General features: G+C 67.9%; 23 protein-coding genes. 17 read left to right on the forward strand and 6 right to left on the reverse strand.

Going from position 1 to position 23226, the window contains the following annotated elements; translation table 11 throughout:
* The first annotated feature begins 6 nt into the window (after positions 1-6).
* From F0U63_RS23770 to F0U63_RS23780, 3 genes are read left to right on the forward strand one after another with little or no spacing between them, the layout of a single operon-like run.
* Positions 7-1362 carry a M16 family metallopeptidase gene (locus F0U63_RS23770; RefSeq protein ID WP_395848199.1) on the forward strand — a complete coding sequence of 452 codons (1356 nt, stop codon included), beginning with the start codon at positions 7-9 and terminating at the stop codon, positions 1360-1362.
* A complete protein-coding gene (locus F0U63_RS23775) occupies positions 1362-2726 on the forward strand; it encodes a M16 family metallopeptidase (RefSeq protein ID WP_395848200.1) in 1365 nt (454 codons plus the stop codon). The genes F0U63_RS23770 and F0U63_RS23775 overlap by 1 nt, the downstream gene beginning before the upstream one ends.
* A complete protein-coding gene (locus F0U63_RS23780; protein ID WP_395848201.1) occupies positions 2723-3430 on the forward strand; it encodes an RluA family pseudouridine synthase in 708 nt (235 codons plus the stop codon). Before F0U63_RS23775 ends, F0U63_RS23780 begins: the two co-directional genes overlap by 4 nt.
* Here F0U63_RS23780 and F0U63_RS23785 read toward each other — a convergent pair.
* Genes F0U63_RS23785 through F0U63_RS23800 form a run of 4 tightly spaced genes read right to left on the reverse strand, consistent with a single transcriptional unit; the run spans position 3415 to position 7521 of the window.
* Entirely contained in the window at positions 3415-4782 is a 1368-nt protein-coding gene (locus F0U63_RS23785) for a M50 family metallopeptidase (protein WP_395848202.1), read from the reverse strand. The two genes, F0U63_RS23780 and F0U63_RS23785, sit on opposite strands and share 16 nt — an antisense overlap.
* Before the next feature lie 12 nt (positions 4783-4794).
* On the reverse strand, positions 4795-5493 hold the full coding sequence (locus F0U63_RS23790; protein ID WP_395848203.1) for a hypothetical protein: 699 nt from the start codon (positions 5491-5493) through the stop codon (positions 4795-4797).
* Entirely contained in the window at positions 5490-6902 is a 1413-nt protein-coding gene (locus tag F0U63_RS23795) for a hypothetical protein (RefSeq protein WP_395848204.1), read from the reverse strand. Before F0U63_RS23795 ends, F0U63_RS23790 begins: the two co-directional genes overlap by 4 nt.
* A gap of 40 nt (positions 6903-6942) precedes the next feature.
* Positions 6943-7521, reverse strand: coding sequence for a hypothetical protein (locus F0U63_RS23800; protein ID WP_395848205.1), 579 nt, complete (start codon positions 7519-7521; stop codon positions 6943-6945).
* A 286-nt stretch (positions 7522-7807) separates the two neighbouring features.
* On the opposite strand from F0U63_RS23800, the gene F0U63_RS23805 reads away from it, so the two are divergent.
* The 13 genes from F0U63_RS23805 (at position 7808) to F0U63_RS23865 (ending at position 20085) form a co-directional block, all read left to right on the forward strand.
* Entirely contained in the window at positions 7808-8557 is a 750-nt protein-coding gene (locus tag F0U63_RS23805) for an MlaE family ABC transporter permease (RefSeq protein ID WP_395848413.1), read from the forward strand.
* Between the two features lie 29 nt (positions 8558-8586).
* Positions 8587-9327: an ABC transporter ATP-binding protein gene (locus tag F0U63_RS23810; RefSeq protein WP_395848414.1), complete on the forward strand. Its 741-nt coding sequence runs from the start codon at positions 8587-8589 to the stop codon at positions 9325-9327.
* A 12-nt stretch (positions 9328-9339) separates the two neighbouring features.
* Positions 9340-10863, forward strand: a complete 1524-nt coding sequence (locus F0U63_RS23815; protein ID WP_395848206.1) for an MlaD family protein — start codon at positions 9340-9342, stop codon at positions 10861-10863.
* Between the two features lie 93 nt (positions 10864-10956).
* Positions 10957-11883, forward strand: a complete 927-nt coding sequence (locus F0U63_RS23820) for a PfkB family carbohydrate kinase (RefSeq protein ID WP_395848207.1) — start codon at positions 10957-10959, stop codon at positions 11881-11883.
* 163 nt (positions 11884-12046) lie between these two features.
* Complete coding sequence (locus tag F0U63_RS23825; RefSeq protein WP_395848208.1) at positions 12047-12397, forward strand: TIGR02266 family protein; 351 nt, start codon at positions 12047-12049, stop codon at positions 12395-12397.
* Between the two features lie 9 nt (positions 12398-12406).
* Complete coding sequence (locus F0U63_RS23830; protein ID WP_002620992.1) at positions 12407-13138, forward strand: metallophosphoesterase; 732 nt, start codon at positions 12407-12409, stop codon at positions 13136-13138.
* Positions 13139-13497: 359 nt separating this feature from the next.
* A complete protein-coding gene (locus F0U63_RS23835) occupies positions 13498-13956 on the forward strand; it encodes a hypothetical protein (protein WP_395848209.1) in 459 nt (152 codons plus the stop codon).
* A gap of 73 nt (positions 13957-14029) precedes the next feature.
* Positions 14030-15490, forward strand: coding sequence for an IS66 family transposase (gene tnpC, locus F0U63_RS23840; protein WP_395848210.1), 1461 nt, complete (start codon positions 14030-14032; stop codon positions 15488-15490).
* A gap of 215 nt (positions 15491-15705) precedes the next feature.
* The gene (locus F0U63_RS23845) at positions 15706-16368 is read left to right on the forward strand and encodes a hypothetical protein (protein ID WP_395848211.1); all 663 of its coding nucleotides are present in this window, start codon (positions 15706-15708) and stop codon (positions 16366-16368) included.
* 310 nt (positions 16369-16678) lie between these two features.
* A complete protein-coding gene (locus F0U63_RS23850) occupies positions 16679-17302 on the forward strand; it encodes a Uma2 family endonuclease (RefSeq protein WP_395848212.1) in 624 nt (207 codons plus the stop codon).
* A gap of 99 nt (positions 17303-17401) precedes the next feature.
* Complete coding sequence (locus tag F0U63_RS23855) at positions 17402-18103, forward strand: TIGR02269 family lipoprotein (protein ID WP_395848213.1); 702 nt, start codon at positions 17402-17404, stop codon at positions 18101-18103.
* Between the two features lie 24 nt (positions 18104-18127).
* Entirely contained in the window at positions 18128-18853 is a 726-nt protein-coding gene (locus F0U63_RS23860) for a double-CXXCG motif protein (RefSeq protein WP_395848214.1), read from the forward strand.
* Between the two features lie 125 nt (positions 18854-18978).
* Positions 18979-20085 (forward strand): NAD(P)/FAD-dependent oxidoreductase, encoded by a 1107-nt coding sequence (locus F0U63_RS23865; protein WP_395848215.1) that lies wholly within the window; start codon positions 18979-18981, stop codon positions 20083-20085.
* Positions 20086-20122: 37 nt separating this feature from the next.
* Here the strand turns inward: F0U63_RS23865 and F0U63_RS23870 are convergent, their stop codons facing one another.
* Both F0U63_RS23870 and F0U63_RS23875 read right to left on the reverse strand, forming a co-directional pair.
* Positions 20123-21385: a tetratricopeptide repeat protein gene (locus F0U63_RS23870; protein ID WP_395848216.1), complete on the reverse strand. Its 1263-nt coding sequence runs from the start codon at positions 21383-21385 to the stop codon at positions 20123-20125.
* 101 nt (positions 21386-21486) lie between these two features.
* Positions 21487-22101: a PH domain-containing protein gene (locus F0U63_RS23875; RefSeq protein ID WP_395848217.1), complete on the reverse strand. Its 615-nt coding sequence runs from the start codon at positions 22099-22101 to the stop codon at positions 21487-21489.
* Positions 22102-22372: 271 nt separating this feature from the next.
* Here F0U63_RS23875 and F0U63_RS23880 point away from each other — a divergent pair, with 271 nt between their 5' ends.
* Positions 22373-23209: a Uma2 family endonuclease gene (locus F0U63_RS23880; RefSeq protein ID WP_395848415.1), complete on the forward strand. Its 837-nt coding sequence runs from the start codon at positions 22373-22375 to the stop codon at positions 23207-23209.
* The last annotated feature ends 17 nt before the right edge of the window (positions 23210-23226 follow it).

Raw genomic sequence — 23226 nt, forward strand, 5'->3', positions numbered from 1 at the left:
GCCTCTATGGCGAAGGCTCCCGCGAAACCCGCCGCGCGCACGGCGGATCCCGTCCTCCTCTCCCTGTTCGACGTCCAGGAGGCCACGCTGCCCAATGGCCTCCGGGTGCGTCTGCTGGCCAACCATCAGACCCCGGTGGTCAGTCTCTACACCTTCTTCCAGGTGGGCAGCCGCAACGAGCGGCCCGGCATCACCGGCATCAGCCACCTGTTCGAGCACATGATGTTCAACGGGGCCAAGAAGTACGGCCCCAAGAAGTTCGATCAGACGCTCGAGTCCAACGGCGGCCGCTCCAACGCCTACACGTCCACGGACATGACCGTGTACTACGAGGACTTCGCCTCGGACGCGCTGGAGACGGTGCTCGACCTGGAGTCGGACCGGATGCGCTCGTTGCGCATCAACGACGTGGCGCTCAAGAGCGAGCGCCAGGTGGTGCTGGAAGAGCGCCGCGTGCGCGTGGACAACGACATCACCGGCATCATGGACGAGGAACTCGGCACGCTCGTGTGGAAGGCGCACGCGTACCGCTGGCCCGTCATCGGCTGGCAGAAGGACATCGAGAACATCACCCGCCAGGACTGCGAGCAGTACTTCCGCACCTACTACGCGCCCAACAACGCGGTGCTCTACATCGTCGGGGACATCGATCCGAAGAAGACGCTGGCGCTGGTGCGCAAGTACTACGGGGACATCCCCAAGGGCCCCACGCCCGCGCCCGTGCTCGACGCCGAGCCCGAGCAGAAGGGCGAGCGCCGCGCCGAGGTGCGCCACCCCGCCCAGTCCCCGGCCCTGATGATCGCCTACCGCGGCCCGGCCGCGCGCGACGAGGACACGCTGCTGCTGGACGTCATCCAGTACGCGCTGGCCAAGGGCGAGGGCAGCCGGCTGACCAAGAAGCTCGTCTATGACACCCAGCTCGCCGTGTCGGTGGGCGTGGACTGGGGCTGGCGCCTGGATCCGGGCATCATCCTCTTCTTCCTGGAGCTCAAGCCGGACTCGGATCCGCGCAAGGTGGAGGAGGCGCTCTACGCGGAGCTCGAGCGTCTGGTGGCCGAGGGCCTCACCGAGCGCGAGCTGCAGAAGGCGAAGAACAACCTGCGCGCAGACCACCTGCGCGAGCTGGCCACCAACAGCGGCCGGGCCCACGCCATGGGCCACTACGAGGCGCTCTTGGGCTCGTGGCGCGACGGCCTGACCCTGCCGAGCGTGTACGCGGCCGCGACGAACGAGCAGGTGCGCGCGGTGGCGGCGAAGTACTTCGCGCCCGAGCGCCGCTCGGTGGTGACGGTGCGGCCCACGGCTCCCAAGGACGGGGCCGGCGCCGCTTTGGACGCGGTGGACGCACAGGAGGTGGCGTGATGGCGGCCCGGAAGAGCGTGACGAAGAAGCCGGCCGCGACGAGCACGACGGGCGCGCTGATGTTGCCCCCCCTGCACGAGAGCACCACCTCCAGCGGCCTCAAGGTGCTAGCGGCCGAGCGGGGGCCGCTGCCGCTCGTCGCCATGCGGCTGGTGGTGCGCGCGGGCAGCGCGGTGGATCCCAAGGACAAGCACGGCCTGGCGGATTTCACCGCGCGGCTCATGCGCCGCGGGACGCAGAAGCGCAGCGCGGACGAGCTCGACGAGGCCATCGAGTTCGTCGGCGCGAGCTTCTCGGTGGGCAGCAACGAGGATCTGCTGTCGTTCTTCGTCACCACGCCCGCCGAGCACTTCCCGGCGATGATCGGGCTGCTCGGGGAGATCGTCCGCGAGCCGTCCTTCCCCGAGCGCGAGGTGGAGCTGGCGCGCGAGCGCACCCTGGCGGGCTTCGCCAATGATCTGGACGATCCGTCGACGATCGCCGACCGGGCCTTCACCCGGGCGCTGTGGGGCGCACACCCCTATGGCCATGACATCGGCGGCAGCTCGGCGCACGTGCGCACCTTCACGCGCGAGGATCTCGTGCGCTTCCACGGCGAGCGGCTGGGGCCCAAGGTGGCGCTCCTGTCGGTGGTGGGCGCGGTGGATCCGAAGCTCGTGCTGGACGAGGCGGAGAAGGCCTTCGCGGGCTGGACGGGCGGGCCGGAAGTGGCGCCGCAGCTCGCCATGGGGAAGATGGCCTCGGGCCGCATCCTGCTCGTGGACAAGCCGGATCAGACGCAGACGCAGGTGCGCATCGGCGGCCCGGGCTTCCGCATGGGGCACCCGGACTACTTCCCGTCCGCGGCGATGAACAACGTGCTCGGCGGTGGCTTCACCTCGCGGCTGGTGAACGAGGTGCGCGTGGAGCGCGGCCTGACGTACGGCATCAGCAGCTACTTCGACATGCTCAACGTGGGCGGCGTGTTCGCCATCTCCACCTTCACCCAGACGGAGCGCACGCGGGAGATGCTCGACGTGACGCTCGCCGAGGTGGCCAAGGTGCGCGAGGGCGGCATCAGCGCGGCGGAGCTGAAGAAGGCGCAGCGCTACCTGGCGGGGCTCTACCCCATGCGCACCGAGACGAACGAGTCGGTGGCGTCCGTCATCGGCGACATCCGGGTGCACGCGCTCGGGGACGACTGGGTGGAGAAGTTCCGCGAGCGCCTGCACGCGGTGAAGCCCAGGCAGACGCAGGAGGTGGCGGCGAAGTACCTCTTCCCCAACCCCCCGCTCATCGTGCTCCTGGGCAAGGCGTCCGCGGTGAAGAAGCAGCTCAAGGGGCTGGGGTCGGTGAAGGTGGTGCCGGCCTCGGACTACGAGTGAGCGGCGCGCGCATCCCCGTCCTCTTCGAGGGCGGGGGAGTGCTCGCGGTGGACAAGCCCGCGGGGATGCTCGTCATCCCCGGGCGCTCCGAGGACAGCGCCCCGTCGCTGCGCGAGGTGCTGGAGGCGGAGCTCAAGCGCAAGGTGTTCGTGGTGCACCGGTTGGATCGGGACACCTCGGGCGTGGTGGTGTTCGCCCTGACGCCCGAGGTCCACCGCACGCTGTCCATGGCCTTCGAGGCCGGAGCGGTGCACAAGCACTACCTCGCGTTGGTGGAGGGCCGGCTGGAGGCGCCCGTCGTGGTGGACGCCGCGCTCGCGCCCGCGCGCAAGGGCCGCATGCGGGTGGCCCGGCCGGGTGAGGAGGGCAAGCCCTCGACGACGCGGATTCAGCCCGTGGAGGTGTTCTCCTCGGCCAGCCTCGTGGAGGCCGAGCCGCTCACGGGGCGCACGCACCAGATTCGCGTGCACCTGTTGTCCCTGGGACACCCGCTGCTCGTGGATCACCAGTACGGGCGGGACACGCCGTGGACGGCGCGCGAGCTGGGCGGGGAGGGGCAGGACGTGGTGCTGGCCCGCACGCCCCTGCACGCGGCCCGGCTGGAGTGGCCCGCGCTGCCGGGCGTGGGGGCGCGCCGCCTGGAGTCCCCGCTCCCCGGGGACATGGCGCGCACCGTGGGGCTCGTCCGTCAGGGCTTGCGCTGACCGAGCCGCGCGGCGATCTCCGGCGCGGAGCGCACCGGGGCGAACGCGGGCTCCAGGCTGACGGCCTCCAGATCGTCATACCCCGCGTCCAGCGCGCGCTTGAGCCACTCGGCGGCGCGCTCCAGTTGAGCGTCGCGCGCATGGTTGAGGGCGGCCTGGTAGGCCTCCTCCGCGCGGCCGGTGCTCTCGAAGGTGGCGGCGAAGAGCGCCGCCGCCGCGTCGAAGTCTCCCCGGGCCACCGCGATGTCCGCGAGCAGCGCGTCGCGCCGGGCCAGGGACTTCCAGGCGAAGTCGCGCGCGGTGCGCTCGGCCTCCTCCAGCCGCCGTGCCTTCACGAGCAGACGCACCGCCAGCGCCACGACCGTCTCGGAGGGCTCGCGCTCCAGCGCGGCGAGCGCGGGCGCGAGGGCGCGATCCGGCAGGCCCGCGGCCTCGTAGGCCATGGCCCAGCTGAAGGGCCGCGCGTCCTGGGGCGGCTGCACCTTCTCCAGGTGGGACAGGGCGGCGCGGGGGTTGCCCTCGGCGAGCGCCACCCAGGCGAGCAGGTCCCTCGCCGCGTTGGTCTCCGCGCCTGGCTGGGCCGACGCGAGCGCCAGGTGGGCCAGCCGCGCCGCTTCCGTCTCCTGGCCCGAGCGCAACGCCTGCCAGCCGCGCGCGAGCGCTTCCGGCTCGGGCTCCACGGCCTGCACGGGGGGCAGCGGCTTGACGTCCCGGGCCACCGACAGCGCCTGCCAGCAGTCGTACGCCATGCGGCCGAACATGAAGGCGGAGAAGAACGCGCGCAGGAAGAGGAACAGGGCTGTCACCGCGCCCGCGAAGATCACCCCTATCCACAGGGTGAGCCGCTGCCGGGTGGGGCCCAGCACGCCGCGCAGGATCTGTCCGCCGTCCAGGGGCAGCACGGGCAGCAGGTTGATGATGCCCCAGCCGAAGTTCACCCACATGAGCTGGCGGAAGATGGTGAGGGCCAGCGGCGTCTGCGGGGGTACGAAGTAGTTGACGGCGATCATCAGTCCGCCGAACAGGAAGCCCGCGGCCGGGCCGGCGGCGGTGACGGCCACGTCGCGCCAGCGGCTGAGCATCCGGTCCGGGTACGTCAGCCCGCCGAAGGCATAGAGCCGGATGCCCGCCACGTCGCACCCCAGGCTCATCGCCATGAGCGCGTGTCCCAGCTCATGCAACAGGATGGAGACGAAACAGACGGCCACCCACGACAGCACGCGGCGCCAGTCGTCCATCTGGCCGTACATGCCGAACATGGTGGTGATGAGCCAGAAGCTCGGCTCGACGACGACCGGGATGCGGCCGAGGTTGAAGTGCCAGGAGAAGGGAGAAGAAGAGTCCGTGCTCATGTGTCTCGTGAATCAGCTCTCGGAGGGATCCACCGGGAAGGCGTTGGAAAACGCCTGCTCCTCCGTGGCGTCCTCGATCTTGGCGACGAAGTCGTCGCCGGACTGGTCGATGATGATCTCTTGCTGGAGCTTGCCCGCCGTGAAGGGCCCCAGTTGCACGCTGAAGACGGACGAGCCCTTGGTGTAGACCGACAGCTCGGCGGTGCCCTGGAAGGGGGGAGCGCCCGCCACCTGATCATGGACGGTGACGGTGATGGTGACGAGGAAGGGCCGGCCCTGGATCTGGGGATCGATGCGCGCGAACTCGTACGTCGCCCGCGGCTCCGGCGGCTTCGGCTCCTCCACCGGCGTCACCACGTAGGGCGTGGCGAAGGTGGCCTCGCGCCCATCACCCAGGTTCACCCCGACGATGTAGTTGCCCACCGCCAGCGGCTCCACGGTGCCCTCGAGCAGGCCATGGCCCAGGTAGTTGAGGGGAAGGGAGTGGGGGCCAATCACCAGCCGGGGCTGTCCCACCATCCGGGCCGCGGGCGCGCCGTAGTCCACGAGGAAGGAGGGATCCGTGTCGAGCTGGACCCGGACACTCTTCGACTCGTTGGTCTTCTGGGTGAGGGGCGCCACGTCGAGGATCTGGAAGGGCTTCAGGGGGGGTGAAGTGGGTTCGCACGCGCTCAGCACCGTGGCGAGCACCAGGATCAACCGCTTGCTCATAACCGGTACCTCAGGCCCACGCAGGCGGAAAGACCGCCGAGCTGGGCATCGACGAGCGAGGAGCTCGCGGCGGCACGGCCCGCGCGCACCTCGAGGAGGGTGCTCACCGCGCCCAGACGCCAGACGGCCTGTGCCGCGACAAAGCCCATGAAGGTGCGCCCTTGCTGGACGAGCGGGGTGTCGAAGAAGGAGCCCGTCGCGCGGTGATTGTAGTACGTCGGCCCGGCGCCCACCCGGCCGTGCAGGGAAAAGCGTCCAAGCTCGAACGCCAGCCCCCTCACCGAGAGCAGCAGGGGGTAGGCCAGCACCCGGGAGTCCACCGTGCCCAGGCCCTCGACGAGGGGATGGGAGGTGGAGCGCCGCAGGCCCGCCTCGGCCTCCAGGGTGAAGCGACCGTTGAGCAGGGGAAGCTGGTAGCCCACGCCCAGCGAGGCCAGCGGCCCCCGGTTGTCCCCCCCGGCGAGAACGCCCCCGGCGAGCACCTGTACGGAAAAGGGGTGGGAGGGAGGCGGAGGGCGGGGAGGGGGGGGCATCACGGGCCCGAGGACGAGCGCGGGCGTCACCGCGGCCAGGGGCACCACCAGGGCGGGGGGAGGTGGCGCGGGGGTGAATCGTGCCACGGCCGTCACGACGTGGGTCGTCAGACGCGCCGAGCCGGTGCCATCCGCCCGCTGGGCCTCCACCACGACCGCGTTCGCGCCGGGCTCCGGCTTCACGCGGAAGACACTGGGCAGCTCCTCCCGGGTGCTGGCGCCCTGAACCCGCAGGCGCAGCTGCGAGCCCGGCACGGGCTGCGCCCCCATGAGGACGAGCCAGCCGTTGCCACCCGCCGGCAGGGACTCGGGGCTCATCACCGCGAGCAGGGGCTGCTCGGGGGGCACGTCGAGGGGGATGGTGCGCAACGAGGGCCGCTGGCGCGTGGAGGTGACGCGCACGCTGGCCTTGCTCACCCCCGGGGGCACCTGCACCGTCACCTTGGCCTTGCCCCGGCGGTCGGCGCGGGCGGGGCCGAAGCTGCGGCCGGCCACCTCCACCACCACCTGGGCGCCCGCGGCCGTGTCCACCGTGAGCTCGTTGCGGCCCAGCAGCGGAATGGGCACGCGGGTGATCTCCGGCGGGCCGTCGGGCGAGTCCGTCCAGAAGGCGAGCACCGCCAGCAGCGGGTAGCGGATGTCCGGAGGTGTCCAGATGAACAGGGACTCTCCGGGCTTGGAGGAGCGCTGGGGCGTGAGCCGGCCCGTGGAGGCCGCGGCCCGGAGCGGCGGGGCGTCCGGCGGGGTCGCCACCCGCACCACCACCACCGGATCCCGGCCGAGCACCACCTCGGGGGGCAACAGCGTCACCGGCAAGGGCTCCGCCCCCGCCAGGCCCGGCAGGGCGAGCAGCAGCAGGGTCAGGAGCACGCGCATAGGCAAGGGCCCTTACCGTCCAGCCTCCCCGGCGTCCGTGTCAACCCTCGGCGGTGTCGCCCGGGATATCCGCGGGCTCTTCCACGGGAGCCGTCATGGGCTTGTCCGCTGGGCCTGTCATCTTCGCGTTGGGCGGACTGAAACTGGGCTTCTCCGCGCTGGCGCCCCCGGTGGCGTGCACGAGCGTCTTGGTCTCGGACTTGAAGGTGATGTCCACCTTGTTGCCCCGCACGGCCGTCACCAGGCCGAGGCCGAAGGTGGGGTGCTGGATGACCTGATCCACCTTGTAGGTGTCCTTGGGGCTGTAGCGCGGGGCATTGGCGATGTCCTTGCCCGCCAGCTGCTCCTCGAAGGAGATGATGACCTTGTCCTCGTCCGACGCGCGGCTGGCGCGCGGGGCGCGGGGGGTGCTGGAGCCGCCGCCGCTCGAGCGCGACGAGGTGCTCGGCCGGTCCGTGGTGCCGGGCGCGGACCGGAAGGCGTGGTCGCCGTTGCAGGTGTTGCAGCGCACGCGAGCGATCTTCGTGCCCACCATCGCCAGGATGGTGTGTGCGAGCGTGAGCCTGCAGCGGGTGCAGAACGCGTCGACCTCGCCGCCGACCTTGAGTTGGGTCGCCATGGGTGTGTGCTTCTCGCTTCTCTATGTGGAGGGGGGATGAAAAGGGGGGCGCAACATAACGGCAACACCGCTCCGGAGAAACCCCCTTTGTCGGCCACGGGGGGCCAGTGCCTGGATGCCTGGGGTCCGGGAAGCCTGGGCGCACACGGGGAGTGGGGGAGGAGGAGCCTTTGCTTGTGCCTGGAACCGGGGCACGTAGAGTAGGCCCCCGGTGGCATCCGAGAACACAGAGCAGAAGGTGGAGGAATCCCCGCGTACCTCGTGGATCGTCCGGGCCATCGAGAGCCTGGGACGGGTGTTCGTCGAGGGGGTAGAGGAGCTCGGCCGGCTGGCGACGCTCGGGGCGGACGTGGCGCGCTGGAGCGTGCGCCCGCCGTTTCGCGCCGCCAACTTCTTCTTCCAGCTGGACTTCGTGGGCGTGGGCAGCGTCTTCATCGTGCTGCTCACCGGCCTGTTCACCGGCATGGTGTTCGCCAACCAGTCCGCGCGCGCCTTCGCCATGTTCGACGCCCAGAGCCTCGTGGGCCCCACGGTGGGTCTGGTGCTCACACGCGAGCTGGCCCCCGTGTTCTCCGCGCTGATGATGACCATGCGCGCCGGCTCCGCCATGTGCACGGAGCTGGGCACCATGCGCGTCACCGAGCAGGTGGACGCCCTGGAGACCATGGCCGTCAACCCCGTGCAGTACCTGCTGGTGCCCCGGGTGCTGGCGGGCCTGCTCATGGTGCCCGCGCTCACGCTGCTCTTCGACACCTCGGGCATCTTCGGCGCCTACATCGTCGCGGTGTCGGTGCAGAACGTGTCCCCCGGTACCTTCATCGCCCGCACGCAGCAGTGGTTGGATCCCATCGACGTCTACGAGGGCCTCATCAAGGGCGCCGTCTTCGGCCTGTCCGTGGCGCTCATCTGCTGCTTCAAGGGGTACAACGCCACCGGCGGCGCCAAGGGCGTGGGCCAGGCCACCACCGCCGCCATGGTCAACAGCGCCCTCTCCATCTTCATCCTCGACTTCATCGTCGGGGTGCTCCTGCACTGATGATGGGCGATACGACTCCCGCGCGGCCGATGATCGACATCCGCGGCCTGCACAAGTCCTTCGGCCCGAACAAGGTCCTCACGGGCATCGAGCTCGCCGTGCCCTCGGGCAGCACCTGCGTCATCCTCGGCGGCTCGGGCTCGGGCAAGACGGTGCTCATGAAGCACATGATCGGCCTGCTCAAGCCCGACGCGGGCGAGGTCCTCATCGATGGCGAGGACATCGTCCCCCTGGGCGCCGAGGGCCTCGAGCGCGTGCGCCACAAGTTCGGCATGGTGTTCCAGGCCGCGGCGCTCTTCGACTCGATGAACGTCTACGAGAACGTGGCCTTCCCCCTGCGCGAGCACCGCAAGCTGCCCGTGGACGAGGAACAGGCGCTCGTGCGCTCCAAGCTCGAGCTCATGGGCCTGCCGCGCTCGGTGGAGACGAAGTTCCCCGCGGACCTGTCCGGCGGCATGCGCAAGCGCGTGGGCCTGGCGCGCGCCATCGTGATGAATCCGAAGATCGTCCTCTACGACGAGCCCACCACGGGGTTGGATCCCATCACCACCGACTACGTGGACGAGATGATCCTCGCGGCCCAGCGCGAGCTGGGCATCACCAGCGTCGTCATCAGCCACGACGTCGCCTCGGCCTTCAACATCGCCAACCAGATCGCCTTCCTCAGCAAGGGCGTCATCCTGGAGCAGGGCACCCCGGAGCAGCTGCTCGCCTCGCAGCAACCCGCGGTGAAGATCTTCCTCCAGACGTGGTTTGGTAAGAACGACTAGGAGTCACTCCCGGTGAAGCGCTTCATCACACCCTTCCGCGTCGGTCTGCTGGTGCTCATCGCCGGAGGATGCCTCATGGCCTTCATCCTCTTCACCCGCAAGGGGGGCATGGGCAAGGACGAGGCCATGGAGGCCTACGCCTACTTCCGCGACGCCTCGGGCCTGGGCACCAAGAGCCGCATCCAGATCGCCGGCATCCCCGTGGGCGAGGTGACGGGCGTCACCCTGGAGGGCACGCGCGCCAAGGTGACCGTGCGCGTGCGCCGCGACGTGGTGCTCCACCAGGACGCCGCCCTCATCAAACGCTCCGAGTCGCTGCTCGGCGACTACCTGCTGGACTTGAACCCCGGCACCGAGATGACCCCGCCGCTCAAGGACGGCGAGGAGATCCGCAAGGTGGTGGACGTGCAGGGCATGGAGGCCGCCTTCGCCTCGCTCAGTCAGATCACCGAGGACATCCAGCAGGTGACGGGCGCCCTGCGCGACGTGCTCGGCGGCGAGAAGGGCGCGGGCTCGCTCGGGCGCATCGTGGACAACATGGTGCGCCTGTCGGACTCGGTGGACATGACGGTGCGCACCAGCTCCGAGCGCCTGGACGCCATCCTGCGCAACTTCGAGGGCGTGAGCAACGACGTGCGCGGCATGACGCACTCCAACGAGGAGAGCGTCGGCCACATCGTGAAGAACATCGAGGTCATCACCCAGGACACCCGCGAGGTGCTCGTCACGGTGCGCCAGATCATCGGCAGCGGGGAAGGGGACCTCAAGGACAGTGTGTCCAGCCTCAAGAGGACGATGGAGCGGTTGGATCGCTCGCTCGCCAACATCGAGGAGGTCACCACCAAGGTGAAGAACGGCGAGGGCGCCGTGGGCACGCTCCTGAGCGACGAGCGCCTGGGCCAGAAGCTCGCCGAGACCGTGGAGGACGTGTCCAGCCTCGCCTCCACCATCACCGGGCTGCAGACCGAGGTGGGGCTCCAGGCCACGTGGCTCACCGGGCAGGAGACGTCGAAGAACAGCCTGTCGGTGCGCCTGGCCCCCCGGCCGGACAAGTACTACCTGCTGGAGGTGGTGGATGATCCGCGCGGCATCTCGGAGACGGTCTACACCCAGACCAACCCGCCCTCCTCGGGCGAGCCCGTGCTGCAGCAGCAGAAGATCACCCGCCAGGGCTTCACCTTCAGCGCGCAGTTCGCCAAGCGCTACTACTTCACCACGCTGCGCTTCGGCATCATCGAGTCCACGGGCGGTGTGGGCGCCGACTTCCACTTCTTCAAGGACCACCTGATGCTCAGGCTGGACGCCTTCAACTTCTCGGTGGACGAGCTGCGCTACCCCCGCATCCGCACCTCGCTCCGGGCCCAGGCCTTCGATCGCATCTTCGTCACCGTGGGCATGGACGATCTGCTCAACGCGCCCCAGCGCGACATCAACAACCGGCGCATGCTCGCCGGCCGGGACTTCTTCTTCGGCGGTGGCCTCTACTTCACCGACGACGATCTCAAGGCGCTGCTGCCCGTCCTTCCCACCCCTTGACCTGACCGGCCCAAAAGTCGTACCTCGCCTCGGCACGGGCCCCTGGGAGCCCCCGTGCCGCTGTGTCCGCCGGCCGCTCCCCCTGGATTGCCCATGTCTCTTCTCGTTGTTGGCTCGGTCGCGCTGGATTCGGTGGAAACCCCCTTCGGGCTCAAGGAGGACGTCCTCGGCGGCTCGGCCAGCTACTTCTCCACCGCCGCCTCGTTCTTCACCCCCGTGCAGATGGTGGCCGTGGTGGGCGAGGACTTCCCCCAGGCCCACCTCGACTTCCTGCGCGCGCGCGGCGTGGACATCGACGGCGTGTCCCACGAGAAGGGCCGCACCTTCCGCTGGAAGGGCCGCTACAGCTGGCAGCTCAACGAGGCCGAGACGCTCGACACCCAGCTCAACGTCTTCCAGAGCTTCTCGCCCCAGCTGTCCGAGCGCCACCGCGACGCCCAGTACGTCATGCTCGGCAACATCCACCCCGAGCTCCAGGCGCGCGTGGTGGACCAGGTCAAGGCCCCCAAGCTCGTGGCCGCCGACACCATGAACTTCTGGATCAACGGCAGCCGGCCCGCGCTCCTCAAGACGCTCGAGCGCGTCAACCTGCTCTTCGTCAACGACGCCGAGGCGCGCCAGCTCTCCGGCGAGCACAACATCATCCGCGCCGCCCGCGCCATCCTCGCCATGGGCCCCCAGCGCGTCGTCATCAAGCGCGGCGAGTACGGCGCCATGCTCGTGGAGAAGGAGCACCTGTTCGTCTGCCCCGCCATGCCCCTGGCCGACGTGTTCGATCCCACCGGCGCCGGAGACACCTTCGCCGGCGGCTTCATGGGCACGCTCGCCACCGCCGGCGGCTCCCTGGACACCCCCGTGCTGCGCCGCGCCATGGTCATGGGCAGCGTCATGGCCTCCTTCACCGTGGAGAAGTTCAGCCTCGAGCGCCTGCGCGAAATCTCCCGCTCCGACCTCCACCAGCGCTTCTCCGAGTTCAAGCGCCTCACCCACTTCGACGATCTGCCCGTCCTCGACGCCTGAGCCGCCCCCCCTCCAAGCAGCCCGCCCGCCCGGTTCGGGATCGCCTCTTGACGGATTTTTACAATCCACCTAGAGTGGATTCCCGTTAATCCGGACTCCCTCGAAACCGGGGGGAGGACCGTGACATGGTAGGTCCACGAGAAATGGGCAGGAGGGCAGCGGGGTGCCGATCGATAACCGGAAGACCACGCGGTTCACCTCGCGCCTGCGCTGCTGGTGCGAGTCGGAGGACATCACGCTCTATGCTCGGGTGGCCAACCTGAGCGAGGGGGGGATGTTCTTGCAGACGAGCACTCCCCTGGATGCGGGCCGCCGGGCGCGGGTGCGTCTGGGGGGCGGGGTGGTGCACGAGGTGACGGCCGAGGCCACGGTGATGTGGAATCGGTCCCGGCGTCAGGACAAGGGCCCCGCCGGGATGGGCCTGCGTTTCGAGGGGTTGGATTCTGGCGCGCAGGACTTGTTGAGGCGCATCATTTCCGACGAGCAGCGGAGCCCCCCGTTCGGACTCTCGTAGAGACCCACCATGCGAATCGCGATCATCTCCGACATCCACTCCAACATCGAGGCCCTCACCCAGGTCCTGCGCGTCACGGAAGAGCAGAAGGTGGACCGGATCGTGTCGCTGGGCGACATCGTGGGTTACGGCGCCTCGCCCAACGCGTGCTGCGATCTGGTGCGCTCGGTGACGGAGGTGACGCTCTTGGGCAACCATGACGCCGCGGTGGCCGGGCGCATGGACTACTCGTACTACTACGACGCCGCCCGGCACGCGCTCGACTGGAGCGCGAGCGTGCTGTCCGACGAGAACATGGAGTGGCTCAAGACGCTGCCCTACACGTACCGGATTGGGGACGTGGGCTTCTGTCACGGCTCGCCGGTGGAGCCGCGGGCGTACGAGTACATCTTCGCGCTGGAGCAGGCGCGCGAGCTCGCGCCGTACGTGGAGCACCTGCCCGAGGTGACGTTCATCGGGCACAGCCACCTGTGCAAGGCGTTCGCCATCGGCAATGGCGAGGTGCATGACGTGGTGGCGCAGAAGTTCGGCATCCGCCGAGGCTACAAGTACATCATCTCGGTGGGCAGCGTGGGGCAGCCGCGCGACTACGACAACCGGGCGTGCTTCGTCATCTGCGACACGGGCGCGCGCACGGTGGAGTACATCCGGGTGGAGTACGACATCGAGGCGGCGGCGCAGAAGATCTTCGACGCCTCGCTCGCGCTCAACTTCGGCAAGCGCCTGTTCCTCGGGGTGTAGCGGCCCCGGGAAATGGCCTGGGGGAGGGGAGTCCGAGGCGCTTCTGCGGAGTGCCGGTGTCTCTCCTCGACAATGTCGATGCCTCCGGCTCCAGAGCGCAAGTAAGCACCGAGTTAGCCTATGCAGGCTGCTCCTGGACGAGCGTTATTTAGTAGGGGGGAGCAATCCGAAGCACTGCCGCTCGATTTGGGTGAGTCGTCGGACTCTCAGCTAGCATAGGAAGTCGCGGCTATTTAAGAGGCTGATGAAGGTCTTGGCGTCAGTGCGCTCCAAGTGAGCATCTACAGTATATTTGTATAAATGGAGACCTGGAGACTATGGCGATTATAGATGAGAAGCCTCGACCTAGAGCTCTCTTGATGGGTTTTGAAAGCCAGGAAGAAATTGATGCGCTAGAGAAATTCTTCCCGACAAAAAAGAAGATCAGCCACCTAGGTGAAGTGAGGCAAGCAGAGTGGGATGTTCTACTGATGAAGGGTGGTGATGCTGCTCCCGAGCCGCATTTGTATGTACTGGCGTTCGGTATGGCGTCGGTCGGCGGTGTTGAGTACAAGGGGAATGGAGTGCAGGAAAAGGCAAAAGGGATGTATGGACAGGAGTCGCGTGCTACCGAATTCATCATTCCAGACAATATTGATTCTGACATAGGTCGGCTTGTAGGTATTGATATTTTGCCACGTCTCAGGGCGGAGAAGGTGCATAGGTGTTTGGCGATTGAAACTGTGTTGAGTGAGGGATTGGCGATACCAGTATTTACGTCTGCGTTGAAGGGACCGTGGTTTCGGCTTTGTAACCGTTCACCGACCCGGCTCGGTTGAGGAGGAGGCAGAGGAGAGGTGACCGCAGAAGTGGTGCTGGACAAGGGGACGGCAGACGTGGTGTAGCAGAAGCATGGCCGAGGTGGACCCCCGAGACGTGCGCATCGCGCAGTTGGAAGCGATGGTGGCGGAGCGAGACGCGCGCATCGCCGAGTTGATGGCGAAGGTGGAAGCACTCACGGCGCGGGTGGCGGAATTGGAGGCGCGCCTGCGCCAGGATTCGAGCAACTCCTCGAGGCCGCCGTCCTCCGATGGGCCCGGGACGAGGCGCCAGCCGAAGAGGCCCACGGGCCGCCGTCCGGGAGGCCAGCCTGGACACAAGAAGCATGAGCGCGCGCTGTTACCGCCCGAGCAGGTGCAGCACGCCGTGGAGGTGGTGCCCCGGGAGTGCAGGGGTTGCAAGCGACAGCTGCGGGGGCAGGACAGCGCCCCCCGGCGTCACCAGGTGGTGGAGGTGCCGCCCCTGTCAGCCATTGTCACCGAGTACCGCTGTCATGCATTGCAGTGCCCTGAGTGCGGGGTGGTGACGCGCGGGGAGGTGCCCGCGCACGCGCGCAGCGTTTTCGGTGACAGGCTCGCGGCGCTCGCCTCATTGCTGGTGGGCAAATACCGCCTGTCCAAAAGGCTGGTGAAGGACGCCTTGTCGGACATGCTGGGGGTGGAGTTGTCGGTGGGCAGCGTCAGCAACCTGGAGGGCGAGATGTCGGAGGCGCTCGCGCCAGCGGCAGCCGAAGCCCTCGACTACGTGCGAGCCTCGGAGGCAGCCAACGCCGATGAGACGGGATTCGCGCAAGGACGAGAGGGCGGCCGGGCTGGCCGCGCCTGGCTGTGGGTGGTGGCCAGTGCGCTGGTGGTTGTGTTCCACATCGCCACCAGCCGCGGCGGCAAGGTGGCCCGCCAACTGCTCGGCGCGGACTTCGCGGGCTTCCTCACCACCGACAGGTGGAGCGCCTACGAGTGGGTGGATGCGGGGCTGCGCCAGCTGTGCTGGGCACACCTCACCCGCGACTTCCAGGGCTTCATTGACAGAGGAGGACGGGGCGGGCGGATAGGCCGAGAACTCATGCGTGAACGCAACCGCTTCTTCAAGTGGTACCACCGCGTGCGCGACGGCACCCTGGCACGCGAGCACTTTGAAGAGCGCATGCGCGAGGTGGAACACAGAGTCGGCCAACTGCTGCGCGAGGCGGCGCGACGGGCGGAGAAGAAGACGGCTGGCATGGCCCGGGAAATCCTTCAGTGGGAGAAGTGTCTCTGGACGTTTGTCGATGTGCCAGGCCTCGAGCCCACCAACAATTTCGGCGAGCGCTGCATCCGGCACGCCGTCATGTACAGGAAGACGTCCTTTGGCACGCAGAGCGAGGAGGGCAGCCGCTTCGTGGAGCGCATCTTCACCGCCACCACCACCCTCAAGTTGCAGGGCCGTGACGTGCTTGCCTTCCTGACCGATACCCTCGCCGCGCACCGCCGCGGCTTGCGCGGGCCTTCGCTCCTTCCTGCCTTGCCCGTATCTCAGCTCGCGCTCGCTGCCTGAGTCGGTGAACGGTTACTCGGCTTTTTGTTGGGACTCCCGAACCGCAGGCACTTGCTGGTTGTTTTGCTCGCAAGGGGAGGAATGCTCAGGCTTGGTTTCTTCCCTTTGTTGATTTGAATATACCCGCGTGGGTAGAAGTGGCACTTCGTCAGTGGCATCGAATAAATCCTGAGCGTTTCCCGGTGGACCTTGGGTGGGAAAGAGATCTTGCGTGGATGACTCCCACGGAGTCCGCTTTAGTGGGTCGGCTCAAGTCGATCCGAAATGAGCGCAACGAGATGCTCGCGCGATTGGATTCCATGGAACGCGAGTTAACAGCCGAACTCCATGCTGCGAATGTTGCTGCGGATGCTGGAGAGCGACTGTTGTTGACAGAGCAGAGCGAGTTGTTGGTGGGCGCGGTGGCAAGTGCCTTTCGGGAATTCGGCTTTCAAGTCCAAGACATGGATGCCGTTTGGCCTGTCAATGATCGCAGAGAGGATTTGCGGCTTGGTTTGTCAGAAAGAGGCGACTGGCTGTCCATATGCGAGGTGAAGGGGTATTGTAAGTCGGCCAAGTCAAGCGATTTGCTTAAGATAGAGCGTTTTCGAGGCAGGTTTTTCAAGGAACTTGGGCGTGACCCGAATCGTTGTTTGTATGTTGTAAATTCCTTTGTAAATGATGCCCCGTCCAGTCGAAAAAAGCCTTTGCATTCGAATCCCGATGAGGTCGAGGCATTTGCGGAGGACGGGGGATTGGTGGTGGGTACTGTCGAATTGTTCCGGTTGTTGATGGATGTCAGGAGGGGCAGGGTAGATGTGCAGACAGCGAGATCTCTTCTGGCTGATAGCACCGGAGTGTTTTCATGGAATCCGAATGATGAAGAGAATGTGAAGTGAAGGGGTAGAGCGAATAGAAGGCGCAAGCAGCGAAAGACCAACGAGATGCTCGCGCTCGTTCGACAGGTGATGTCGTAGCCGCGAGGAAAGAAAAAGAAGCCGATAGACACGAGAGTATGAGCGCGGACATGCCTCAGGTGACTGTGCAGGGCGATTTTGGGCATTCAAGCGCGCACGCGCTTCACATCTGGACGGATAGCTTCGTCATGAGTTCCGGCTGGAGAATCCTTCGCTCCGTTCTACCTGGAATGTAGGGTAGATGTACGCGATGAGACACGTCATGGCCTTCGCGTTGCACCACGCGAGGGTCATGCGACACTCTTCGTGCATGGCCCTCCGCCGTACTCCCGAGTCCGAGTCCACCGGGCGCAACGCCCCGTCCGTCGAGGCGGCCTTCCAGGCGGCCCCCGAGGAGCTGGTGGCGGAGATCCTCGAGGGGGAACTGCACCTCAGCCCCCGTCCGGCCCGGCCCTACGCCAACGTCTACTACAACCTCGCGGGCCTGCTCTCGGGGCCCTTCAAGTTCGGCAAGGACGGACCCGGCGGATGGGTCCTCCTCGCCGAGCCCGAGCTTCACCTTGGCCCGCGTCCGGACAAGGTCGTGCCGGATCTCGCCGGGTGGCGGCGTGAGCGTCTGCCCCGTGCCGTCGGTGGCGCGGACGCTCCCGCGCACTACGAGCTCGCTCCGGACTGGGCCTGCGAGATCCTCTCTCCGGGCACGCGGCGCGTGGACCAGGGCCCGAAGATGCGCATCTACGCTCGCGAGGGCGTGTGCCACCTGTGGCACGTGGATCCACTCACCCGGACGATCGAGCTCTTCCGGCTCGACGAGGGCCAGTGGCGGCGCGGCGAGTGCTTCACGGGAGGGGACAGCGTCCGTGCCGAGCCCTTCGAGGCCGTCGAGCTGGACTTGGCGCTCGTCTGGTCCGAGTGAGCGCCAGGGTTGTAGTGGCCGGTGTTGGGGTAGGCATGCGCGTTCCTCCGGTGGCGATGATCCGCATCAGGCCTTCGCACGCTCTAGACTCGCGGGTCCATGACCCGAGCCCTATTGCCGCTGTTCCTCCCCGCGCTGCTGCTGGCCGCGTGCGCCACCTCAGCACCCTCATTGCCTGTCATGGAGAGAGCCGGAACGGACGACATCGCCGGTTATGACGACGCAGAGGCCGACCAGTGCGTCGTGCTCGCCTGTGACGAGGGTGAGTGCGCCTTCTTCTCCTGCGAGGACGTGGACCTGGAGGCACTCACGCACGGGCCCTTGGCCCATGGTGCGGAGCTGGCACGATTCCCTCGCCCGCCTTTTCGTGCGCCCAGTACCCAGCGCAACTGGAGACGCGCGGGGCTTCGGGAAGATGCCCGGCCCCGGATGACCTTCCACTTCCGCTACCGACAGGGCTTCCTCCCTGCCATTCCGCGGCTTGAAGGCAAGCTGATCAAACACCACCTCTTCCCCCAGGCGCAGGAGTTCAGGGAATGGTTCAACCGCAGTGGGATCAACATCCATGAGTGGACGATGCTCCTCCCGGAGCACGTGCACCTGCGCATCCACCACGGCGCCAATGGAGGCGCATGGAACGCCGCGTGGCGACAGGTCATGAGAACGAGTCCCAGCGTCGTGCCCAAGCAGGTCCTGATTCGCAAGGCCTTCGAGTTGGCACTGCGTTTCGATATCGCCGGCCCCCTCCGTCCGTACTACGCTCCAGTACCTCCGCCCGGCCCCCAGCTTCTTCCTCCTTGAGCTTCGGACCCGCGCTCTGGCCGCATGAAATACTACGAACTGGAAAGAGACCCGTCGCCCCGCTACACGGGCAATCTGAACGCCAAACATACGTGGTGGTTGCCCGGTGTGGAGTCCTGCCCTGCCTGTGATTTGCAACCAGAGGGGGGGACATCGGCCCAATATCCGTGCGTGGACCTGTCGGGTCTGTCCTCGGCGGACCAGAAGAAACTGTCCAGTGCCTGGCCCGTCCCGCGTGAGGAGTTCATCCGGAGGCGCGAGCTGGTGCGCCCTCGAGCGCCTCCCCACGCCGTATTGGAATCAGGAGCGGCGTTCGGCCCACTCCAGGGCACAGGCGTGGGCTCCTTCGGCCAGCTCGTCATGCAGAACCCCTGGTCCCTTTGTATGCGCCGCGAGGCACTGGATCGCTTGCAGGACACGGGCGTGCGAGGCCTGACCGGCTGCCCCACCCAGGTACGATTCCGAACCAAAAGCGCACCCGAACTGCGAGACATCCAGCTCGAATCCCACGGGCGATTCCATCCGGACTGCCTGCCGCCTCCGAATCCCCCGTGTCCCTCCTGTGGTGTCTCCATGGGCCACGGCGTCCCGGACCCGTATTGGCTCGACGCCTCGTCGCTTCCGCGGCACGTGGACATCTTCCGGCTGGCCGATGCCTCGACGCTCATCATCGCCAACGAGCGCCTGGTGGACGCAGTGCACCGCCTGGAACTGGACGGGGTCGTCTTCAAGGCGCTGGAGGCCCGCTGAGAACATCGCGCCGAGCTTTCTGCTCTCCAGTGAATAGGAGCACCGCGTCCTGGACGGACGGACCATGGACGGCCGAATCGCCCGTTGGGTACAGGAGAAGAACATTCCCTCCCGGAGGCCCGCCCATGTCCAAGTCCATCCTGGAAGCCGATGTCGCCATCGTGGGAGCGGGACCCGCCGGGACGGCCGCCGCGCTGCGCCTGGGTCAGCTCGGGGTGAAGCGGGTGGTGCTCGTGGACCGGGCGGACTTCCCCCGCGACAAGACCTGCGGCAGCGGGGTGAGCCCCAAGGGCATCGGTTGTCTGAAGACGCTGGGCGTCTGGGATGCGGTGGAGCCGCATGCCTACTGGATCAAGGGCCTGCGGCTGACCACCCGGGGCAAAGAGACGATGTTCCTGTCGGGTGGCGAGGCCGCCGCCGCCATCATCTGCAATCGCCGCACGCTCGATGAGATCCTCCTGCGCCGCGCGCAGTCGCTCGGGGTGGAGTTCGTCCCCAATTTCCTCGTGCGCTCGCTCCTCGAGGAGGGCGGGCGCGTGGTGGGCTTCCAGGACGACGAGGGCCGCGAGGTGCGTGCGCGCTACACCGTGGTCGCCGACGGCGGGCACTCCAAGCTCGTCCCCGAGCGGGGCCCCAAGTCCATCCTCCAGGCCATCATGGGCTGGTGGGAGGGCGTCGAGTTCACCCCCCACCACGTGGAGATGATCTTCGATCCGCGCGTGGCCCCCTGGTACGTCTGGCTCTTCCCGGAGAACGACACCCGGGTGAACATCGGCATCTGCTACCGGGACGACGCGCACCAGCACAACGCCCGCGCCCTGTTCCAGCAGATCCTCGACAGCCACTTCGCCCCCCGCCTGCGCGGCGCGCGGCAGATCGGCGGCTGGAAGGGACACCCCATCCTCTACTCGTACGCCATCGAGAAGCTGCACTCGCCCGGGCGCGTGGTGATCGGCGAGGCGGGACGCATGGTGCATCCGGCCACCGGAGAGGGCATCTATCAGGGCATGCGCTCGGGCATCCTCGCCGCCGAGGCCCTGCGCGACGTGCTCACCGGCGCGAGCACCGAGGCGCGCGCCTTCGAGCGCTACGAGTCGCGCTGCCGCCTCGCGTACTCCGCGTCCTTCGCGGCGACCCGGCTCTTGCAGCCCCTCATCGACTCGCCCGTGCTCGACACCGTGGCGAAGGTGCTGCCCAGGTCCTTGCGCAACCGGGTGGCCGCCGCGCCCTGAGGGCCGGAGCGGGTGGGGTGCCTCCGTCGGCGAGGTCTCACCGCGAACGACACGTCAGATCTCCCGAGGCGCCGCTCAGCTCGCTCAATCCCTTGCAGCTCGCCACGTCTCCGCCCTCGCAGGCCACGTGCAGCAGCCGCTCGCCCTCGATGCTCTCACCCTGCCGCAGCGGGGGGCTGAGCAGCAGCACGCCCAGCACTCCACACGCCGAGGCCGACCCCGAGGCGCAGCGCGGCTGGGCCGCCTGGCTCACCTCGTCGAGGAACTCGCACGCCTGGCCCGCTCCGAGCAGACACGCGCGCTTGAGCAGCCCGGGCAGCTCGAACACCGGCCGGGGCGCGAGCGGCTCGCCGCGGAGTTCATCGTAGAGGGCGAGGCAACCCAGCGCCGCGCCCCGGTCGCACGCGTGGCGGAAGAGCGCCCGCCGGTCCGCGGTGTTCTCCTGGCGCCCCTGGGCATCGAGCGTCTCGAGCACCGTCAGCCGGCACGCTTCCGGTGAGCCGAGCTCGCACCCGCGCGAGAGCAGTTGCTCGGCACGTGGCTCGGCCCAGGGCCCCTCGGCGCGCAGGAGCATTCCCTGGCGCGCGCACGCCTCGCCATCGCCCGCCTCGCACGCGCGGGCGTAAAGGCTGGCGGCCTTGTCGGCATCCTGCGCGACGCCGCGCCCCGAGTAGAACGCCTCCCCGAGAATCCGGCAGGACAGGGCATCGCCCGCGTCACAACCCCGCTGCGCGAACAGCGCCATCCATTCCCACTCCGGCTCCGTGCCCTCCCTCAGGGTCTCCTCGGCGAGCCCCTCCACCGCGAGCCCGCACGCGCTCCCGGGAAAGCGATCGCAGGCGTCCTGGAGCCCCGCCCGGGCCGCCACCGCGTCCCGTGCCACCCCTTGTCCCCGCAGCGTCATCAGCGCCTTCAGGGCACAGCCCTCGCCGTCTCCCAGGGTACAGGCGCGCTGGAACAGCTCCGAGGCCGCGGCGCGGTCCGGGCCTTGTTCCTTCACCAGGCCGCGTATCTCCCACCGCCCCAGCTCGGTGCAGCCCTCGGCCACGTCCAGCGCGCAGGCCCTCCGGGTGAGCTCCACCCGCCGCCGCACCTCGCACTCCGACAGGGTGTCCCGTGGCGAGTCCCGGAGCGCCTCGCGGCAGCCGGCCGCATTGGCGCAGACCTCCGGGGAGGGCTCGGGCGCGAGCGTGCTCATGGGGGGCGCGGTGGCGCAGCCTCCGAGCGCCAACCCCAGGGACAGGAGCACGACGCGGAGGGAACACGGTGCCGGGGAAGCCACGGGAGCACGAGGGTTCATGCTCCCATCACACCCCCGGCTTCTTTCCGGGTCATGACGCCTTCATGAAGAATCATGAAGAGGCGTGCCGGACCTGGTCCGGAGCAGGGGACCCTGCCAGCTCAGGACTTGAGGTAGCGCTCGAACACGAAGCCGAAGTCCTTCACCCAGTACTTCTGCTGCGCGCCGAGGAACCAGGAGAATGCGGCCTGGTTGAGTTCCTTGAAGGTCTCCACGAGCGGCGCGCTGCCCGCCTGGCCGCGGCCCAGGGTGGTGGAGGCCAGCTCGATGCTCGTCTTGGCGAGGCCGAGTGCCACCTCGTTCTCGTGCATCAGCTCGGAGATGCGGAAGAGGGCCTTGTAGAGATCCTTCACCTGCTCGAGGTGCTTCTTGTGCACGTCGATGGAGAAGTTCTTCCCGCCGAGCTGGAACTTGATCTCCACGTCCATGTCGATGGTGCCGGCGGTCTCGAGCCGCACGTCCGACACCGGGTGGGAGCCGTAGCTGTAGCGGTGCAGCATGCGCTTCTTGCTGGTGGCGCTGGTGCCATCCAGGTGGATGAGGGCCTTGTTGGTGAAGCAGTACTCGTCGGACTTGGACTTGATCAGGAAGAAGATCTTCTCCTGGTCCTCGTGCATCACGTAGTCGTCGGCATCCACCTTGTCGTAGTCGGCCGGAGCGATGACCGCGCCGATGTCACTGAGACCAAGGGCGTCGGCGGCGAGTTTTCCGAACATGTGCATTCTCCCGGGGTAGGGGCCATGGCGCATGAGCGCGCGGCGGCCATGCGAGCATAACCGCACGGCCAGGGCGGACGGCCCGGCTTGGGGGCGCGAGCCTGGATCGTCCCGCCTGTGAGACGCGCGAGGCGTGCGAGGGAGTGGGCTCGTCGCGCCTCCTGGCGATGCCCACTCGGAGGGGCCTGACTGTGTCACCCGGCCTACCGCTTGCTCATTGGCGACGCGGGGACGATTGACCGGGCCCGCCGCGCGCCTCACCCTGGCGGGCATGGCACGGGACGAACAGGAGCGGGAGGACGCCTTTCCCCGGGCACCCTCTCGGGAAGAGTGGGCGAGGATGAGCGAGGAGGAGCGGGTCCGGGTGGTGGAGGCCTTGCCCGGGGAGGTGACGTGGGACGAGATGGCGATGCCGGAGGGAGACCTGCACTCCCAGGCGAAGATGGGCGCGTTGCAGGCCCTCAAGGGGTACTTCTCCCGGCAGCGGCGGCGGGTGTACCTGGGCACGGAGCTCCCGGTGTACTACCCCGCCGAGCGCCGTTTCGCGCCGGACCTGTTGGCCGTGCTGGATGCCGAGACACACCCTCGAAACAAGTGGGTGGTGAGCCAGGAGGGCAAGGGGCTGGACTGGGTGCTGGAGGTTCACGTCGGCGGCGACCGGAAGAAGGACGCCGAATACAACGTGAGGCGCTACGCGCGGCTGGGCATCCCCGAGTACTTCATCTACGACCGGGCCCGTCAGCGGCTGGAGGGTTATCGGCTGCCGTCCAGCGAGGCGAGGGAGTACGTCGCCATCACCCCGGAGCAGGGCCGCCACGCCTCGGAGGTGTTGGGGCTGGAGTTGCAGGTGGAAGAGGGGCGGCTGCGCTTCTGGGCGGGGCACGCGCTGTTGCTGGAGTACGAGGAGCTCATCGCCCGAATGCAGGAGATGATGGAGGGGCTGCAGCGGCGCGCGGATGACGAGGCCCGGCAGCTGGAGACGGCGGAGCGGCTGCGCCAGGAAGCGGAGCGGCGCCTGGCGGACGAGACACGGCGGCGGGAGGAGTTGGAGCGCCGCCTCGCGGAGTCACAGGCCGAGTTGGAGCGCCTCAGGCCGCGAGGGGTGTGAGCCGAGCTGGATGATGC

The sequence above is a fragment of the Cystobacter fuscus genome, from assembly GCF_044360685.1.
Taxonomy (GTDB): domain Bacteria; phylum Myxococcota; class Myxococcia; order Myxococcales; family Myxococcaceae; genus Cystobacter; species Cystobacter fuscus_C.